This window comes from Flavobacterium sp. HJSW_4 (genome assembly GCF_042436695.1).
Lineage (GTDB): Bacteria > Bacteroidota > Bacteroidia > Flavobacteriales > Flavobacteriaceae > Flavobacterium.
This window is the reverse complement of sequence record NZ_JBHNPP010000007.1, coordinates 113,937-132,900: the sequence shown is the minus strand read 5'-3', so window position 1 is coordinate 132,900 and position 18,964 is coordinate 113,937. Positions and strand designations below refer to the sequence as shown.

Annotated in this window: 17 protein-coding genes and 1 tRNA gene; 8 read left to right on the top strand and 10 right to left on the bottom strand. The window is 30.0% G+C overall.

Features of this window, described 5'->3' with window-relative positions:
* Positions 1-15 precede the first annotated feature (15 nt).
* On the top strand, positions 16-783 hold the full coding sequence (locus tag ACE01P_RS08985) for a nitrilase family protein (RefSeq protein WP_379696451.1): 768 nt from the start codon (positions 16-18) through the stop codon (positions 781-783).
* Here the strand turns inward: ACE01P_RS08985 and ACE01P_RS08980 are convergent.
* A complete protein-coding gene (locus ACE01P_RS08980) occupies positions 780-2,468 on the bottom strand; it encodes an Ig-like domain-containing protein (RefSeq protein ID WP_379696449.1) in 1,689 nt (562 codons plus the stop codon). The genes ACE01P_RS08985 and ACE01P_RS08980 overlap by 4 nt on opposite strands.
* A 259-nt stretch (positions 2,469-2,727) precedes the next feature.
* Between ACE01P_RS08980 and ACE01P_RS08975 the strand changes: the two genes are divergently transcribed.
* The 4 genes from ACE01P_RS08975 (at position 2,728) to ACE01P_RS08960 (ending at position 6,591) form a co-directional block, all read left to right on the top strand.
* Complete coding sequence (locus ACE01P_RS08975; protein WP_379696446.1) at positions 2,728-3,636, top strand: hypothetical protein; 909 nt, start codon at positions 2,728-2,730, stop codon at positions 3,634-3,636.
* Positions 3,596-5,956, top strand: coding sequence for a hypothetical protein (locus ACE01P_RS08970; protein ID WP_379696443.1), 2,361 nt, complete (start codon positions 3,596-3,598; stop codon positions 5,954-5,956). Before ACE01P_RS08975 ends, ACE01P_RS08970 begins: the two co-directional genes overlap by 41 nt.
* Positions 5,957-5,966: 10 nt before the next feature.
* On the top strand, positions 5,967-6,371 hold the full coding sequence (gene mce, locus ACE01P_RS08965) for a methylmalonyl-CoA epimerase (protein WP_290962919.1): 405 nt from the start codon (positions 5,967-5,969) through the stop codon (positions 6,369-6,371).
* Positions 6,372-6,517: 146 nt separating this feature from the next.
* Positions 6,518-6,591: transfer RNA gene (locus ACE01P_RS08960), tRNA-Ile, on the top strand.
* A 113-nt stretch (positions 6,592-6,704) separates the two neighbouring features.
* Here the strand turns inward: ACE01P_RS08960 and ACE01P_RS08955 are convergent.
* From ACE01P_RS08955 to ACE01P_RS08940, 4 genes are all read right to left on the bottom strand, one after another.
* On the bottom strand, positions 6,705-7,994 hold the full coding sequence (locus ACE01P_RS08955) for a tyrosine-type recombinase/integrase (protein ID WP_379696439.1): 1,290 nt from the start codon (positions 7,992-7,994) through the stop codon (positions 6,705-6,707).
* Positions 7,995-8,026: 32 nt separating this feature from the next.
* Positions 8,027-8,374, bottom strand: coding sequence for a hypothetical protein (locus ACE01P_RS08950; protein WP_379696436.1), 348 nt, complete (start codon positions 8,372-8,374; stop codon positions 8,027-8,029).
* Between the two features lie 175 nt (positions 8,375-8,549).
* Positions 8,550-8,858 (bottom strand): hypothetical protein, encoded by a 309-nt coding sequence (locus ACE01P_RS08945; RefSeq protein ID WP_379696434.1) that lies wholly within the window; start codon positions 8,856-8,858, stop codon positions 8,550-8,552.
* A gap of 100 nt (positions 8,859-8,958) precedes the next feature.
* Positions 8,959-9,429 carry a hypothetical protein gene (locus ACE01P_RS08940; RefSeq protein ID WP_379696431.1) on the bottom strand — a complete coding sequence of 157 codons (471 nt, stop codon included), beginning with the start codon at positions 9,427-9,429 and terminating at the stop codon, positions 8,959-8,961.
* Between the two features lie 377 nt (positions 9,430-9,806).
* Between ACE01P_RS08940 and ACE01P_RS08935 the strand changes: the two genes are divergently transcribed.
* Positions 9,807-11,189, top strand: coding sequence for a hypothetical protein (locus ACE01P_RS08935; protein WP_379696429.1), 1,383 nt, complete (start codon positions 9,807-9,809; stop codon positions 11,187-11,189).
* Between the two features lie 119 nt (positions 11,190-11,308).
* On the opposite strand, the gene ACE01P_RS08930 is transcribed toward ACE01P_RS08935, so the two are convergent.
* Positions 11,309-11,578 carry a helix-turn-helix domain-containing protein gene (locus ACE01P_RS08930; RefSeq protein WP_379696427.1) on the bottom strand — a complete coding sequence of 90 codons (270 nt, stop codon included), beginning with the start codon at positions 11,576-11,578 and terminating at the stop codon, positions 11,309-11,311.
* Positions 11,579-11,701: 123 nt separating this feature from the next.
* On the opposite strand from ACE01P_RS08930, the gene ACE01P_RS08925 reads away from it, so the two are divergent.
* The gene (locus ACE01P_RS08925) at positions 11,702-12,208 is read left to right on the top strand and encodes a hypothetical protein (protein ID WP_379696424.1); all 507 of its coding nucleotides are present in this window, start codon (positions 11,702-11,704) and stop codon (positions 12,206-12,208) included.
* A 90-nt stretch (positions 12,209-12,298) separates the two neighbouring features.
* Here ACE01P_RS08925 and ACE01P_RS08920 read toward each other — a convergent pair whose 3' ends face one another.
* Positions 12,299-12,925 carry a recombinase family protein gene (locus ACE01P_RS08920; protein ID WP_379696421.1) on the bottom strand — a complete coding sequence of 209 codons (627 nt, stop codon included), beginning with the start codon at positions 12,923-12,925 and terminating at the stop codon, positions 12,299-12,301.
* Positions 12,926-13,228: 303 nt separating this feature from the next.
* Here ACE01P_RS08920 and ACE01P_RS08915 point away from each other — a divergent pair, with 303 nt between their 5' ends.
* Positions 13,229-14,221, top strand: a complete 993-nt coding sequence (locus tag ACE01P_RS08915) for a DNA cytosine methyltransferase (RefSeq protein ID WP_379696418.1) — start codon at positions 13,229-13,231, stop codon at positions 14,219-14,221.
* Positions 14,222-14,246: 25 nt separating this feature from the next.
* Here the strand turns inward: ACE01P_RS08915 and ACE01P_RS08910 are convergent, their stop codons facing one another.
* The 3 genes from ACE01P_RS08910 to ACE01P_RS08900 form a co-directional block, all read right to left on the bottom strand.
* Complete coding sequence (locus tag ACE01P_RS08910; protein ID WP_379696415.1) at positions 14,247-15,116, bottom strand: hypothetical protein; 870 nt, start codon at positions 15,114-15,116, stop codon at positions 14,247-14,249.
* A gap of 1,233 nt (positions 15,117-16,349) precedes the next feature.
* Positions 16,350-17,984, bottom strand: coding sequence for a metallophosphoesterase (locus ACE01P_RS08905; RefSeq protein ID WP_379696412.1), 1,635 nt, complete (start codon positions 17,982-17,984; stop codon positions 16,350-16,352).
* Entirely contained in the window at positions 17,984-18,961 is a 978-nt protein-coding gene (locus ACE01P_RS08900) for a hypothetical protein (RefSeq protein ID WP_379696409.1), read from the bottom strand. Before ACE01P_RS08900 ends, ACE01P_RS08905 begins: the two co-directional genes overlap by 1 nt.
* Positions 18,962-18,964 lie beyond the last annotated feature (3 nt).

Genomic DNA, 18,964 nt, shown 5'->3' with positions numbered 1-18,964 from the left:
TTTCATATCATTAAAATGAAAATAGCTTTAATTCAAACCGATCTTTTTTGGCAGAACGCCAGTAAAAACCGAGAAAATTTTGATTCAAAAATCAATGAAATTCAGTCGGAAGTAAATCTAATTGTACTTCCTGAAATGTTTTCGACCGGATTTACAATGAATGCTTCTGAGGTTGCTGAAACAATGCAAGGAGAAACGGTTGAATGGATGAAATTGAAAGCAAAACAAAAAGATGCTGCAATTACAGGAAGCGTTGTCATCACAGAAAACGGCAAATTTTACAATAGAATGTTTTTTGTTTTTCCGTCTGGCGAAATTCAATATTACGATAAACGACATTCTTTTTCTCTAGCAGGCGAAGACAAGGTTTATACGCGCGGAAACGAGAAAGTTATTGTAGATTATCTGGATTGGAAAATATGCCTTCAGATTTGTTACGATTTGAGATTTCCGGTTTTTGCTCGAAATATAGAAAACTACGACCTTATTTTGTATGTTGCCAATTGGCCAAAAGTACGCACTAATGCTTGGGATTCTTTGCTTAAAGCACGCGCCATAGAAAATCTTTCGTATGTAGTTGGTGTAAATAGAATTGGAAACGATGCGCACGATTATGAACATATCGGCCATTCGCAAGCGATTGATTTCTTAGGTAATTATATCCTAGAACCACAAGAAAAAAATGGTGTCTTTGTCATTGAATTAGACAAAAACACCATGTATGAAACGCGTAAAAAATTAGACTTTTTAAGCGATAGAGATCAGTTTGAAATCAAGCTTTAAAACGCTTTTCGTTTCTTTTCAGCTTCTTTTTTCTTTTTATCGTCTTGTTTTTTCTCGACTTCTGGATTAAACGGAATACTCAAATCGATTGTCTCGTTTCGATCCCAATTGGCGCGAACATCAAATTCTTCCTGATTGTAAAAAACTTCTTCAGCATATCTCTTTTCTAAGAAATTACCAGTGTCATATTGTTTGTTTTTATTGTCATCGTAAATAATGCGAACAGTAAAAACATCTGGTTGCAATAAATTAAACTCTAATGTAGTTGCTCCTTCAGAATATCCTTCAGCCAAAACAACGTCTCCTTTTTTATTGGTCAATTCAACAATTATAGGAAAACGTTTTACATTTTTCATCGTCAATATAATATTCCCATAATCGGCGTATTCCTTAGTGGCCAACTTATACGATAAAGTATCGTTTGTTTTTTCATAAAAATCAGTCAAAGCGCCTGGTAAGAAAGTGAAACTATACTTTTCTAAAGGTTCTTTTTTGAAATCAAAATAAAGTTTTTGGTCAAACTCGTCATATTCTGTTGTGTAAGGAACAGCAACAGAATCTTTATTAATCAATTTAATTTTAGAATTGTCAAATTTTACTAATGGTGTTTCGGTTTCCAATGTAAAACGATCTCTAAAATTAATCTGGCCGTTTTGTACTGCTTTAATATTTAAAGTGTCTTTTTTCAACGCTTTAATTTTAAAAGAAAATCTTTTCTTGTAATCTCCTTTTTCAACTTCCATTGATAACGAATCGGCTTTTACAGGCTTGTACCAAACTTGAAGCGAGTCTTTTTTAGGGAATTGCGTTATAATCGTTTCCAAAACATCATTGCCGTTTTTAAGGACAACTTTTGGTTTTGAATTCTTGAAATTCTGTTTTCCTTCATACGGAAGATACAAACGGTTTCCAGAAGCTTGAATTGGTTTGAAAGTTTTTAATGGCAACATTTCTTTGAATAATTCTAAGTCATAAACAGAGTCAGACGGAATTGTGATATAGTTTTTCAAAAATCCGATTTTATCATCTTTCGGATTAAATTTATTGTTTGAACCTTTGTCTTTCAGCGCCACCAAAAGATATTTTCCTTCTTTTAGGTTTTCAAACTGAAAAGTTCTCATGCTGTCCAAAGTGTTCGTAATGTAACGCGGAAATTCTTTGTAAATGGTAGAATCTTTAAATTTATCATTTACTTCATATAGCATTACAGAAACGAAATTGTCTACATATTTTCCGTAAGAATCTTTAATTCTTCCATTCAATTTAAGAGAATCAATGTGCGGTCCCGTTGAGAAAATATATTTGAATTGATCTAAAGCATTCCCTTCGTTGTTGTCTGTAATCGCTTGTCCAAAATTAAAACTATACGTCGTGTTTGGCTGTAAATCATCTCGAAGTTCAATTTTTATGAATTTGCTGACAGTCTGAGGCGTGATTAATGGCTCATTTTTTAAAGGAGGAGAAATAATCAGCTGTTTGTTTGTGTTTTTAAGTTTGATATATTCATCAAAATATAAAGTAATAGTATTTCCTTTAAAATCTGTAGTATAATTTTTTGGAATACTTCCGACCAAAACAGGAGCCAAAGTATCTTTTAAACCGCCGGTAATACTGCCTCTTTTGGCGCAGCTTATCATTGATATTAAAATTATAAATGCAATATATTTTAGAGTGTTTTTCAACATAATGGTTTTTCAATTTGATTGCACAAAATAACGATTATATTTGCTTTAATTGAAATTTTTTAGCCATTTATTAGGATTTGGCATTTTGGAAATCTTCAAAAATTTTAGTGTTTAAAATGCTATAATTTCTTACTTTTGAATTAAAATGTAATTTTTCTAAGTTTTGTTCAAGCGATTTTTCCCAGTTTTGTTTCTCTTTTTAATGTTGTCGTGCACGAAAAGCGAAAAACCTGTAATCTCCTTTTATTACTGGAAAACAATGTTCAAGTTTTCTGAAACGGAAAAAGAAACATTGAAAGAAAACAATGTTCAGAAACTTTATGTGAGGTATTTTGACATTGGACTTCATCCAGAAACAAATTTTCCGATTCCCATAAGTCCTGTTCGTTTTGAAGAAAATCCGAAACAATATGCGATTGTTCCGGTTGTTTTTATTCAGAACAAAGTCATGTTGCAATCTAATTTGGATGTAAACGATCTGGCTCAAAAAACGTTTGGTTTTATAGAACAAATCAATTCTAAAAATAAAATTGCGTGTCAGGAAATTCAAATTGACTGCGATTGGACGCTAAAAAGCAAAGGGAATTATTTGAAATTTATAGAGGTTTTTAAAAAACTTTCGAAGAAGAAACTTTCAGCGACGATTCGATTGCATCAGGTGAAATATTTCAAAAAAACAAAAATCCCAAATGTAGATTCTGGAGTTTTGATGTATTACAATATGGGGTCGATTGCGCCAGATTCGTTAAATTCTATTTACGATCAGAAAGTGGCGGCACGATATCTTAAAAGTTTAAAAAGATATCCGCTGCATCTTGATGTTGCTTTTCCAATTTATTCTTGGGGAGTTCATATTAGAAATAATAAAGTGATCGGACTTCGTTCTAAAATCAATAGTAGAGAACTAGAGAAAGATTCCAATTTTGAAAAAATAAGTCCGATTTTTTTCAGAGTGAAACAATCTAATTATAAAAATGGTGTTTTTTATGAAGAAAATGATCTCTTAAAAATAGAGGAAATAAAACCAGAAGATTTAAAAGAAATGGCAGAAGATTTGCAAGATAATCTTGTCGAAAAGCCAAACGAAATTATATTTTACGATTTAGACGAATTCAATTTAAACAATTATGAAAAAAATACTTTTAAGCAGATTATTTCTTGCTTCTAGTGCCATTTTGCTTTCCGCATTTGGAATTATATATGCCTGTGCAGATGGAGATTGGGATTATTTAGGATCTTATAATTCAAATTTTACTCCAGAAACTTTTGCCGACAAATCGTATTCGCCTTTGTTTTTATCGGGCGGAATTTTCTACGGTATTGGTTTTGATACGCAACATAATTCTCGTTTTAATAAAAACATAAAATCAGATTGGGCAGATTATCTTAAAGGAAAAGTCGATACAACTACAGTCAATTATTTTTTGATTGGAGATGAAAAGCCAAGATATTATTCTGATGATAAAAATGTGATCAATAACAAAGAAGAAATTGAAGGCTTGCATGTTTATTATAAAACGAAAAAGGAAAATAAAAGCACTCAGAAATGGGGCAAAAAGCTTAATCTGAAAGATGAGAAAGTGAAAAACTTTGTCGAATTTCTGTATTTAGCTCAGAAAATAGAAACCGTTTCTATCGGAGAAGATTATTGGAGTTACGATCCAGTTGTGGCAAAAACGTTCAATGATGCCAAAATGATTCAGTCAATAGAAAATGTTTACAATACTTTGTCAGATCCGTTTTTGAAAAACAGATATTGGTTCTTGACTATGAAAGCGCGTTTTTATAGTAACGACAAACAAAAAGCAATTGACTTTTTTAATAAAACAGAAAGTTCTGTTGCTAAAAATACGTTGTATTATCGTGCTTTGGCTTACGTTGCCGGAATTAATTATAAGCAGAAAAAATTTGCGACTTCAAATTATTTGTACGCTCAAGTTTTTGATAATTGCCCAGAATTACGTGTTGTAACGGCTTATAGTTTTAAACCGAAAAACGAGTCAGATTGGACTAAGGCTTTGGCTTTGGCAAAAAACAATAAAGAAAAAGCGGCGCTTTGGGCAATTCACGGATATTATAAAGATGAAAAACAAGCGATTGAAAAAATCTACGAATTAGATCCGAAAAGCGAGCATTTGAATTATTTAGGAACGAGATTGGTGAATTCGCTAGAACAAAAAATAAACAATTCGTTTCAGATTGGCGGACAAGGAGAAAACCAGAAACCAAAACAGCAGACTGTTGCTGAAAATAAAACAGAAAATAAAGGAAAAGTTGATAATAGCGCTTTTGATTTAATTGCGAAAATTTCAGCTGCTGGAAATACTGATAAACCATATTTATGGGACATTTCACTTGGATATCTTCAAACGTTAAAAGGCGATTATGCTAATGCGGATAAGAATTATACTAAAGCTGAAAAAACACTTCCTAAAACAGAATTGGCAGGAATGCAACTTCGTTTGTTGCGTTTTGTAAATAATTTAAGCAAGATTGATAAGCTGACAGATAAAAATGAGAAAACAATTCTAGCTGATTTGAACTGGCTGTACACTGAACTTCCTAAAAATTATAAAGGAGACACATTTCGTTATCAAAATGCTTCTTCATGGAGCAGAAGCTATTTGTCGCATTTGTATAAAGAAAGTGGCAATTTTGTGATGGCCGAGATTTATGGTGAATCACGCTATAGTTATTGGAATGACGGAAATGCTTATTATGATAATGAAAAGAATTTGTTGGCGATAAAATCTTTCTTAGAAAAATCTAACAAGAGCGAAATCGAGAAAATTGGTGCAGGAATTTATAGTTTGAAATTGAAAGATATTAATAATTTCCAAGCAATTCAAGCGACTTTCAAAAACAAAATTCCAGAGGCAATTGCTTTTATGCAACAAACAGATTCTGTTCAGCACGTTAAATTCTTAGGAAATCCGTTTAACGGAAATATAAAAGATTGCCACGATTGTGAGCACGCTGCGTATCAGAAGAAGAAATATACTTACATGGATTTCTTGACGACAATAAAATCTATGCAAGATAAATTGGCTCAAAAAGAAGATGTTTACACGAACAGCCTTTTGTTAGGAAATGCGTTTTACAATATTTCTCATTTTGGAAACGGAAGAACTTTTTATGAAATAAGCATCGTAGGTTACGGATCGAGTCCGTATTCGTTTAGAGATTCGATGAAAGACATGATTACGAATAATTCGGTTTCTAAAATGTATTACCAAAAAGCTTTTGAAGCGGCTTCGAACAAAGAACAAAAAGCAAAATGTTTGTATCTGATTTCGAAATGCGAACGAAATGATTATTACAATAAAAAATACAATAACATAAGAAGCTATTGGGAAATTCAAGATGATAAGGTTAATTTTATTGCTTGGAACTCATTCAAAGCTTTAAGAAAAGACTATTCGGATACGAAATATTATCAGGATGTAATTGCAGAATGCGGGTATTTTAATACATATTTGAATCAATAATTTTGGAAAGATGGTGAATAAAATAGAACATATCGGGATTGCGGTAAAAAACATGGATGATGCTAATGTTTTGTTTGAAAAAATGCTTGGTGTTCCGTCTTATAAAATGGAAGCTGTAGAAAGCGAAGGCGTTTTAACTTCTTTCTTTCAGACAGGAAATAATAAAATTGAGCTTTTGGTGGCTACAAATCCTGAAAGTCCGATTGCTAAATTTCTGGAGAAAAAAGGAGAAGGAATTCATCACATCGCTTTTGATGTTGATGATATCGAAGCTGAAATTATCCGTCTAAAAAATGAAGGTTTTGTTTTGATTAACGAAGTTCCGAAGAAAGGAGCCGACAATAAATTGGTTGTTTTTCTACATCCGAAGAACACAAATGGTGTTTTGGTGGAGCTTTGCCAAGAAATTAAATAAAAAAATGTCATTTTAATTTTTGAATAAGATGTTGAAAATCAATTTCATTTTTGAGATTCGAAGAAAGATTTAAAATTAAATTAAAATGATGTCTTAAAATATTTGGAGTGAATGAAAAATAGTAGTAATATTGCATCCTCTAAACCGGTCCTATAGCTCAGCTGGTTAGAGCACCTGACTCATAATCAGGTGGTCCCTGGTTCGAGCCCAGGTGGGACCACGTTAAAAATCAAAGCCTTACAGAAATGTAAGGCTTTTTTATTTGGTCTAAGTGTACTTTTTAAGTGTACTTTCATAATCACTTTGAATTTATCTGCTTATATTTTGTTGAGGTTACTTATTAGCATCTGGTTCAAATAATCTAAATCCTTTTCCTCTAACAGCCCTAGCAATTTCGGGTTTAACTAAATAGTTATTCTGAATTACACTTTTTGTTTTTTGATAACCTAGAGATTCAACCAATCCAGTTTGAGTCTCTATTTTTGTTAAGAATGATTTTCTAAGATGCTTTAATCCAATAGGGCTTGTGATGCCAGCTTTGTTTCTATAAAATCCAAACGAATGGGAAAGCTGTTTAGCCATCGATTCTCTGCTAATATTTTCATCAGCTCCAATTAAATATCTGTCTTCTCCTAGATGATTCTTGTAGTCGAGTCTTTTTAATAAATCTGCTAATTCTGGGGAGTAGGGAATGGGAACTATTTTTTTAGGTTTTGATTTGTCATGATTATGAGCTTTTTCATATTTATAGTCAACTCCAATGATATAGTCGATTTCTCCACTTTGGGTCAATATAATGTCAGAGTATTTAATTGATATTGCTTCTGTTATTCTCATTCCCGTGTAAGCTATCAATTCAAAAGCTTCTTTAATGTATGGTCGGTATCTGTTCTTCCTTACTCCATTTTTATAAATCTGAATAGAATTTTCTTCAGTTAAACAATTGATTATTTTATAGAAGTCATTATCGGCAACATTAATGGGGTTAGGCGCTTCGTTTTTTAATTTGGCGTATTGTAACGGATTAATTAAGTCATAACCTTTAGTTGCTATTAAAAATTTATAAAAGCCTTTTAGAGCTCTTATATTATGGTTATATGTAGCGATACTTTTGCTTTTTATATAAAGCTCTTCAAAATACTTGTTTACAATATTTTTGTCTACTTGATAGATTGTTGTTTTATCTGTTTTATAGCCAATGTTTTCAAGGTATGTTTTTAATTTACAGACATATCCAACGGTATCACGAATGTACTCTTTGCTTCTGACCTTTTGCTCGAAGAAAGGAACATCTACATTTTCCAACCAATCGCTGTACATCATGATACAATCATTAAGCAATTCAGGTTTAGTTTCAGCTTTCGGAATTTGAGTGACAAACTGAATTGGATTAGATAATTCGTCCTTGAATCCTATTAATTCTTTTACCGCATTATCGTATTCTAATGCCTTTAAATCCCTTGTTTTGCGAACTCCATTTTGTTTCAGTATCGCTTTGTATCTCTGTCTGTCTATTGGATGCCTACAGCCTTTATATACTTCCTGCGAGACCTCAATAAGTTTGTTACATTTCTTGCAGACTATATGCAATCCAGTGAATTTCTTATATTTCAATATTTTCATAAATTATGATTTAGATTTAATGCGAGTGTAATTTATTTCAGTGACTCGCCAAATAATTTTGAGGATAATTTGCCTTTTGGGACATAACCCGTTTTCTCAACTTTCTTTGATTTTGGTGAATTCAATATTTTGTACAATTCATCGTTTTTGTAAGCATGGTAAAAATCCTCCCAATTATCACCATACTTTAATTTCAATTCATTTATTAATGGCAAATCAAATGCTAAATCAAAATCATTTCGATACGCAAATTCACCTGAAGAATCCTTGTACAGTTTTAAATGATTTTCTTTGCACCATTTTTTTGCAGTTCGAATGTCTTTCTTATTTATTAGTTTAGACATCTTATTCAAATACATTCTGTCTATATAAAACATCATTTACTTATTTTTAATTTTAAACAATAGAAATCCTAACCCAATAAGATGAGTTTCGAAAAATTTCATTTTTTTACTTTGAATTATTGATTTCTGAACAGAAATCAGATAGATTTAAAATAGAGAATTGTACACCAGATTCTCTAAAATTTAACAATCTGAGCAGACTTTATTTTGATTAAGCGGCTACTCTAAATTTCATTTTAAATAAACCATCATAATCTTCTTGAGTCATATCCATTATTAAAGGATTGAATCCTTTGTTTGTTCCTACATATACTCTCATTGCTATGCTAGCATCTTGATTTGGATGAGCCATACAAAGTTGGACATTGTAGGCAAAATCAGGAATGTCACTTAGGATTCCATCCTTTAGTAAGCTATCAATATCAAAAATCCTATTGAAGTTAGCTTTAGTTGAGTTTTGATTAATAACTCTTAATTCTTTTACTGTCACACTTTTTAATTTTACCATTTTTGTTTTCATATTGTTTTTTTAGTTTATTATTTTATTTCTTATTTAGAATATTCTTTAATTCCGATTGTTGATTTTTTTAATGTTTTTTAGCTTAAAGCACTTTTAGGTTTTAAACTAAAAAAAAATAGAGGCTTTCTTCAATGACTTCAATCTCTTCATCTTCATTGTTTTGAATTTTAGTGAATTTGGTAATTTCAAATTCATTTTTGAAAAATTTTGCCTCGACCTCTAAGGATTCATGTACGATTTCTTCATCTCCATAAATATGATAATCATATTCCTGTCCCTCATCGTTAATAACTAGGTAGATATCAATAGAATAAGCCTTGAAATTTTTAAAGCCTTTTGCGTGTGCCTCGGCAGGAGAGGAAAAGTTTTTGTCAGTGTCAAAAGAATCCATAATTTCTTGTGCTTTTCCAATTGCACTTCTTCTTTTTTCTAATAATTCTCCTTTATCAAAGATATATTCCATAGATTCACTTTGACGATTGCTTTTGCTGTCTACTTCAAGTATGTGTACTGATACAACATATTTACTTTCAATTGGTTCTAAACTTCTTTTTTTCTTAGAATTTTTCATAATTTTTAATTTTTAAAGTTGATTTTAGGCAGTTTTTTGCCTGTCCACATTAAGTAGATTTTTTTTCTTAAATAAAATAGTTTGGATTTTTTGCTTTCTGAATTAGAAAGGCTTCTATGATTTGAACTCTAATAGAGACTTTTTGTGCTAAATTTCAATGTTGAAATTAATTGTTGGTTTATTTTTTATACTGCCATAATTGATATAATTTTTATTCTAATTCTAATTCTGATTTTGTTATGACAAAGGTATTAGTTTTGTGAGTTTTGTGGAAATTATTTTCTTTTTAGGGTATTTTTCACGCAAAATATTTTGTCCTTATTTATATCATATTAATTAATAAATTAGCCAATTAAAAATTATTAAAAAACCGTTTTATGTTTAAAAGCACGCATCCAGTTGAAGAATTTATAACTTTTGATGAGTCCTTTAAAAATAGTTTCAAAAACTTAGATGTAATTAAAGGTTTCAATGACCAGATTATTAAGAGAATTATTTTAGTGCTTAGTCTTTCAACAGGACTTGAAATGAAATACGTGTATAATATAAAATGGAAAGAATTATTAGCACTAGGGTCTGAAAATAATGCGATAGTAAAAGATGAACTGCGTGTTCGTAAATATTACATACCAATTCATCCAAAAGTAAAATATTTACTATCTGATTTATATTGTAAATTAGGTTATCCAAATCAAGAATTGACAATCATAAAGACAGTGCCAGAAATAGAAAAATCAGGAGGTTCATATTTTAAGTTTTCGGAATTGATATTAAGTACTGGCAATGATAACAGTAATCAGATTCGTAAAATTGATAGAAAACATATGAATGCATTTAATTTTGATATTTTTTCACAAATTTTATTTGGAAGGAAAGTTCTAGAAGTTAATGGTTATACAAGTGATATTGGTAAGTTCCTGAAATTACATTTTAAATTACGTTCAAATAAAGAATTGTTTTTTTTTCTAGGGTTTAAATCAAAGGATGATATTAAGTTCGAATTAAGAAACATAAATTTAGATGCTAATGGAGTGTTCGTTCAAATAGAAGACAAAAATTTCATTAATGGATATCCCTTTCAGAAGTTTACGGCTTTTTCAGGATTTTTAAAATCTGAACTTAACAGTTACAAAGACCCTATAACTAATAGTATTCGCTTGCTATTACTTATTAGTTTATATAATGGAATTAGACCATCAAAATTACTCAGACTTAAATGGAAAGATATAATTGAAGTGAATGAAGAAGACGGAAAAACAATCCGATTAAAAAAAGTGATTATTTTCGAAAAACAAAGAATTGAAATTTATAGAGAATATAGAAAAAATCTTCTAGAGCATTTTGTTTATATGGTTGGAAAAACCAATAATACCGCAGCCCATTATTCAAAAAAAGGATTTTTATACCCTGAAGGAGTCAATTTTAATAACAATGTTTTTGTCACTAATACATATAACTCTCTAACTCAGCCAAGTTTATCTCGTGAAATAAAAAAAGCATTAAATAATTTAAAATTTCCACATGCAGATAAAATATCTTCGACATCAACTGTTATAATGTATGGAAGAAGAATTATGGAAATTAAGGGAGACCATAAACCTACTATAAAGAAATTGAAAGAACATTTTAATTTTAAAAGTAAAAAGGAACTATTTGATTTTTTGCATCTTGCAGGTTCTAGAGAAAAAGACAAAGAAATCTATAATTTTAAAGGGAAAGTCAGAAAAAATATTTTTGAAGGTATACTTTACGACCTTTAATTATTCTCGATAATTTGAATCTCCCACAAAAAATATCTTCAAGATGTAAATTCTATACTTTTGACTTTTAAAGAATTGTTGTTTTTAAAACTGTTTTAAGGAAATTAGATGAATAGATTCTAGTATTCATTAAAACCAGTAAAAAACTCTTCTAGGGTTACATTCATTGCTTTCAGTATTTTAATTAACGTATTTAATTGAATGTTTGCTCCAGCTTCATACTTTCCATATTGTGGTCTACTTATATTGTTTTCATATGCAAAATACTCAGAATTAGTATATCCTGCTCTTTTTCTAAAATACTTTAGTCTTTCTCCTATTTTTTTTAAGTAGATAGATTCTTCAGCCTTTGTCTCTTTCTTTATATTCTCATTTTTCTTTAAAGTCATTTTTTGCTCTTTTTATAAAGCAAATCAATTGAATGTCTTTAAATTATGTAACTCTTTATTTAAAGACTCCTTATATGGAGTATTTTTTATTATGTTTGCACCTATAATTTTAAACTTTAAAAAATGAAAAAAATCTTTAATCCAACTGTATTCTTTGTTTTTTCTATTTTTTTTGTGGCTTTTGCTTTTAGACTGAAAAGTTATAAAAAAGGGAATGATATTGAGTCTAGGGAAAACGTTGAAAATTTTATTAAGGGAAAATGGCATGATGAAACCGTTGAAACTGGTGGTGCAATTACATATTACAGATTTGAAATAACTGACACGGAAATAAAGTGTTGGAAATCACATCTCATTATGTCGAGCAATGGAGTTGCGTCGGACAATGTAAGTTATGATTGGGTTGAACAAACACCAGTTGCTTTATCAATAGGTAATGTTGAAACAGAATCTGTTAATTACAGTGACAATGTTAAAACGGATTATAAATATAGAATATTGGGGTATGCTAGTTATGGAACATATAAAATTTGGCGTACTTCAAATGATGATTTATATATACGTTTTAAAGACAATAATTCGATTAATAGTGATACCGAGTGTTCTTTAAAGAAGGGTTGGGAATACTAAAGAAACTATTTAAAAAAAGCCACAAAATGTGGCTTTTTTTATATCCAAAGTTATCAGAATTAATTGCTATTCCCAAAACAGATGTTAAGCCTAAATCATTTTTCGATTTACCATAACTTTTTTGACTTTTAATATTGTTGCACTAGAAGCACCCGTAATTTCCGTAATTTCACGTACAGATAAGCCTTTCTGTAATTTCTTTGATACAGATTGGTGGCGTTGTAGTAATTTTTCATCTGATTGGGTTGTTCCAAATTTTCGTCCTGTAAATTTGCCCATAGCCTTGGCAATTGCTATTCCTTCAGCTGTTCTAGTCTTAATTCTATTACGCTCCATTTCCCCAATACTAGCCATTACACTAATTACCAGTTTTGCCATTGGATTTTCTTGACCATTGTCTAACAAAGTTGTGAAACCTTCTTTAAGAGATTTTAGGTTTATTCCATTTTTTGTAAATGTTTCGATTGTATGAAGAATATCCATTAGGTTTCTGCCTAAACGGTCCACAGAATCTACGACAACGGTACATCTTTCTTTGCAGTCTGTTATTTCGTCAAACATTCTATTTGCTTCTGGTCTTTCAAAGAAAGGAATATTACCTTGGATTTTTTCAATGAATACTTTTTTAGCATCATAACCGATATGAGATTTGAAGTTTTCCAGTTGTCGACTTGAATTTTGTTGTGCTGTTGATATTCTTGAATAGAAGTAGTACATAGATTTAGTTTTTATATGTTTTTGTTTTAAAATAAGGCTCTAAATTATTTTGAAACATTTGTTTGTGTTTATAAGGTTTTACGGTTTTTAGGTCGCTTCATTTTAATGTTATAGTCTAAAACTAAAACATACTACGAGTGTACAAGGAATTTTCTTCCCGTGCCAGGGAGGATGAAATATTTTTATTTTTTTTTCGGCTGTCAACTCCCGTAGATGTTGAGGTATTTGAAAAATGTAAAATTGGAAGCCTTTATTTTCTGTCTTTTTTGACATGGGGAAATATTTATCTAGAAAGAGATAAATATGAAACAAGCCCCAATCAAACAAGAAGGAATAAATGTACTGTCATTATTCGATGGTATAAGTTGTGCGAAACTTGCACTTGAAAAAGCAGGAATTAAAATCAATAAATACTATAGTAGCGAAATCTGTCCTCATGCTCTAGCAATCCAGAATCATCATTATTCTGGAGATACAAACTTTATTCAATTGGGCGATGTCCGCAAAATTGATGGTATTGAATTAAGAAACGAAATTGACTTAGTTATTTTTGGAAGTCCTTGTACAAACCTTAGCAGTATTAATCCAGTGGACCGAAGAGGGCTTGAAGGAGCAGAATCGAAATTGTTTTATGAAGCGAAAAGAATTCTTCATGATATTCATGCGTTTTCATCAATTCATAAAAAGTTATATTTTCTAATGGAAAATGTTGCAAGCATGACTGCAAAGGACCGTGATGCAATTACAAGCGAACTTTATGAAATTTTTCCCGATGTTAAGCTAGTAAAGATAAATTCAGCTGACGTTTCGCCAGCAAATAGAAGAAGGCTCTACTGGACCAACATCCCTAATGTTGAAATTCCTAAACCAAGCCAAATCAAATACCAAGATATTGTAGTTAATGGTTACGTTGATAAAGAAAAAGCTAACGTATTATTAGGGACTAATGTTACCTTGACGAATGGGATTTTCCGATATCATAAAATGAATATTGGTAACATTATATACAAGTACAAAAAATTTGCAGAACAATCAACAGAACAAAAGTTAGTAGAATATCCATTTATATTACACAATTCAGGTTACATTGGAAAATCTCGTTCAGGTTTTGATGAATATGATTTCCCGAACGGATGTTATCGTTTGCCAACCGTATTAGAATCGGAGAGACTTATGACCATTCCTGATGGATATGTTTCAGGGGTGCCTAATATTTCTAAAACCAACAAACTAAAGGCAATTGGTCTAGCAATGACTGTCGATGTAATAACAGGTCTAGTTGAGAATCTAAAATAAAAAAAGCCTCTTATGAGGCTTTTAATTAATCTTGATATCTACTATCATATACTCTATTTGCATCCACTATTGAAGATTTTAGCTTAAGTATCTTAGTACTCACATCTCTTTCAATAACTTCATCTAAAGGAAATTCTAATTCATTAAAATGTCTTAATGCTCGTTGCTTTATATTGGAGCGTTGGTCTTTTGTACCCCTATTATTGTGAAAGTCAATCCAGCCTTCAATTACTTTCATTTTAGAATTAAAATTCTTTTCAATACTTCTTTTGATTGAAGAGATTTCATTTTCCTTATTTAATTTGGAAATCGTTAATGCACCGCTTTTAAATTTATAAATATAAAAATCTGAAAGTTTTGCTATATAATCGTCTGTTACATGATGACCATCTATAGCTTTGACAATTATTTCATTTATTGCATTATATTCTAAATCTGTCATTGCTGAAGTTGAAACAACTGTTGCCTCAATTTGAGTCTCATGTCCAATTATAATTGCTTCATCATCTGAAGATTCTATTGATGTAAGACTTTGAGTAATTTCTTCTTTAGATATTTTTTCATGGTTGGGATTCAAATTTCCAAACTCACTAACTATGTAGATATAGGTAAAACCTTTTCCTTTTCCGTTAGGAAGTTTTTCTTTCTTCAAGTAGCCAAATTCAATTAAATTTGATACCGCATTTGACATTTTATCGTTGCTCCAATGAAGTACTTTTCGATAATGGCTTAATACTAATTTCCATTCAGAAGTATTGTTTAGGCATAATTGTAATAGAGTTTTTGCACTGTCTGTTAACTCTGTTGAAATCAAGATATTTCTTGAAATGGTTGTGTAATTACCCTTTTCTTGGTCGATTCGATACACTGTTGTTGTTTTGGATTGTTTTTTCATTAATTCTCATATCCTTTTTATTTAATGTTATTTCTCCTTTTTTTAGGTGGGTAAGGAAACCAGCTATTTGCATGATAGCTGGAACCCACAAAATCATTTAATTGATGATTATATACAATTATAACGCATTTAAAAATTTAGTCAAGAGCTATTGAAAAATTAATTTCAATTTTATAAAAAATTGAAATTAATATCTGACCTACTAACATTTAGAGATGAAAAATCAACAAATATTTATTGTTGATGATATTTTTTATTTATACCGATAATCGGATAAAATATAAAAACTGATACTTCATAAGTAACTCCGATAATCAGAGCTTAATAATCCTAAGATTATTATAACTTCTAATAATCTGAGACATAATATGAAAAAGACTTAAGTCTTTTTCAATATGACAATACATAATAAAAATACAGTTGAAGTAAATTCTATTTAACTTATTTTGTTTTAATTCTATTCTAAAATATACACAAAGACAATAAAAATACAATCTCAACTAAATCTATAGAGAACACTTTGGTGTTCTCCTAATAATTCATAATTTGATTATCAACTTCCAACCAATCCATAATAGCTTCAATTCAACAAAAGTAAAGTACAAGTGCCAATACAATCTCTGCTTATCGGATAACGATAGGAATTGAGAAGTGAATAAGTCAAAGGGGGAGCCCCCTCCCGCGTATTATCTAAACAATCATTCAACAAATTAAGTTCCGTTACCTCCCTACTTTTTTTGGAAATTCCGATTATCGGTATGTTAAGCCTATCAATGTTCAAAAAAAATTTTAGGGGTAAAAAAGCATTTTATTTTTCAGATTAGCCAAATTCAAAAAAAACCATGGGAAATTCAGTTCCATTTTTTAACTTATTAAGTCATTATTGGTACCATAATGTGCTTACATTAGCCTGCTTTTGCTCTGTTGATTAAACGTTAATATCTTAGTAAATACTAGCGATAGTCGATGTAGTGTGTGTGCACAGCTTCAATTTACCAAATAATATATTTCAAGGTTGGAATTCATTTCAATTTCAAGATATTTATAATTAAAAGAAGAATATGAAACTTAAACTAACATCAAAACAAATGCTCATGCTCCTTGACAAAGTAGGTGTGCCAAAAGGGAAGGTAATATCAACCAATGGTCGAGTATTAAATAAAATTTATCAAAGCCAAAAAAATAACTTATGGAGTTAGAAAACAAAGTTTTACCTAATACTTCTTTTAATTATTAGGTAAAATCTAGTATAGAAGGAAAAATTGATTCATCTGGTAAATCATTGTTGTTAACTAGTGGGATTTTTAATTTATTACAAAAAGTAGCATATGATGAGGAATTTAATATTTGAGTTGGTCTGATAGATATATTATTTGTAATGACTGAGATGACATGTATCAAAACATTTGGATTTTCTTTTTTTAACGATGCAACAAATTCTTCCATAGTTTTTCCACTAGATATTACATCAATAAAAATAACAACTTCTTTCATAGAAGCTATATCATTAAATAGTTTGGTTTTGTTCGTCTCTTCATCTGAATAAAATTTACCATTTCCTCTAACTGGAAAAATAAAATTTTTAGTATTTAATCTTACGGAAATTTGGCTAGCAATTATGCCACCTATAACTTCCAATCCAATGATTAAACATTCAGAGTTTTTTGAATTTATGAGACCGATAATATATTTTATCGATTTTTCCAATATTCGAGATAATAGAACAGGTTGATTCATTAAACTGTTAATATTTATCCATCCCATAGAAGAGAATTCTTGATTTGTTTTAAACCTTCCAAATCTAAAAAGATTATTGTTTGTAATGTCTAACATTATTTCATCTTCAATTTCTGAATCAATAACTTTAATATTAGAATCATTGGGAACAACAATTGAAGTTGATATTGGTGTTGTTTGAGTTGATTCAATAATTCTTATATCGCTAGGACCTATACTTTCCCAGTCACCTATACTTTCGCTTGGAGAATGTGTTTTAAAATTAAATCTGTAGGTGTATATTGATTTTTCTTTAGATTCGGTATTCAATGTAAGTAATTTACATTGTCTAGGAAATTCGCTAATGGTATCAATTGGGCCTCCAAATCGACCTGTCAAAATATAAGTCGAGTTGTTAATATTTTTTTGTTGACCTGCATGGACATCTCCTTGAAACCATACTGTATGCAAAGTTTTTAAATTAGAGATTCTTTCTCGTAAAGGTGTACCTTTTATCCATACATGATTTTCGTGCCAATTTTCCTCTTCAGATGCTAAGAAATTACTATCATCAGAAATGATTGGAAAATGACAGCCGATTAATAATATGGAATTTTCATTTAAATGTTTCTTTAAAACATCTGAAATAATTTCATCAACTTCTCCACTAGTTATTTTTCCAGGTTTACCATTTTCTGAATTTAAAGTTGAGTCAATAGAAATATAAAAAATATTCTCACCTCCAAGTTTCTTTAAAAAGCATCTGTCTGATTTAAAAAGAACTTCTCCTTCATAGGGTTCAATAAATTTGTTATAGGGCGTACGAAATTCCGCAGACCTTGAGAAGTCACCATTTTCCTCCTTCCATTTATAATCATGATTTCCAATATTGCAACACACATTTGAAGTATCAATTTCTAATTCAAGACAGATATAGTTTATTATTTCATTTACATATACGAAATTTTCAATTTTACCTTTATCTATAAAGTCTCCTGTTATTATTAGATAATTAACTTTTACTTCATTTTTTTTTATCTTATCTACAAGATTATCTATATACTCTTGATAATATCTTCTTCTTAGATGTTCTAAAGTTCCTTCAAAATCATTTAAATGTAAGTCCGTTATGTGTAGTATTCCTTTATCCATTAATTAAATAGTTTAAACTGGGCTTCACCTCCAGTAATATCTTTTAAGCCAGTTAAATAAGTTAAATCAAATTCATGAGTAAAAGTATCCTTGTCAAATAAACTACCAATAACAAGTGCATGACAAAGTTTTGACCCCTTCATTTCAGTATACGTTTTTGCTATTTTTATTTCGGTTCCACCAAAAACAAAATCTCCAATGTAAATGTAATTTATCCCCTTTTCTTTTTGTTTTACAAAATTTATGTCAAATATTTTATGTCTAGGGCCTAAGTGGTCTATTGTTTCAAATTTTATATTGTGAATCAAGCCTAACATAGCCGCAAACGGAGCCCCTCTTAAACTCGCACTCAATAACTTAACATTTTCTAATCTTGACTCATTTAAAATTTTAGACAATTTATCTGATAAAAAGAAAACTATCCAAATAAATTTGTTTGGATTTGAAATTATTTCACTTGAATTGAATTCTCCATTAGCAATTATTGGTGTAGAACATAATCTAATTTCTCGAGGGAATTTCTTAAAAGAATTTGATATAGTACTTTTTATAAATTTTTCAATATAAATTTCTCTTTCTTTAAATACTTCAATGAAATCTACCTGTGAAGCTTTTCCAATAGTTATTGTTTCATTTTCTGAATTACTATTTATTATTGCTTTTGAATCTTTTTTCAGTTTATCAATTTTTCCTAGCAAATGATGACCATTTATTATTACTAATTGTTTTTTATTATCATTCAATTTTAAAAAAATACTATCCATTGCATGGTCGTCAATATCAGTAATTCCTTTAAAATTAATGACTATTGGTTTATTAGCTTCAGTCTCACTAACTATCAAGGCTAATAATTCACATGCATCTTTTTCTAAAATATTTAATAATGAAGTTCCATTAGCTATCCACGTTAAAACTTGAATCCTAGAATATACATAAGATGTAGTAGTGAAAGAAATATCATTTAATTTATGTTCCATCTC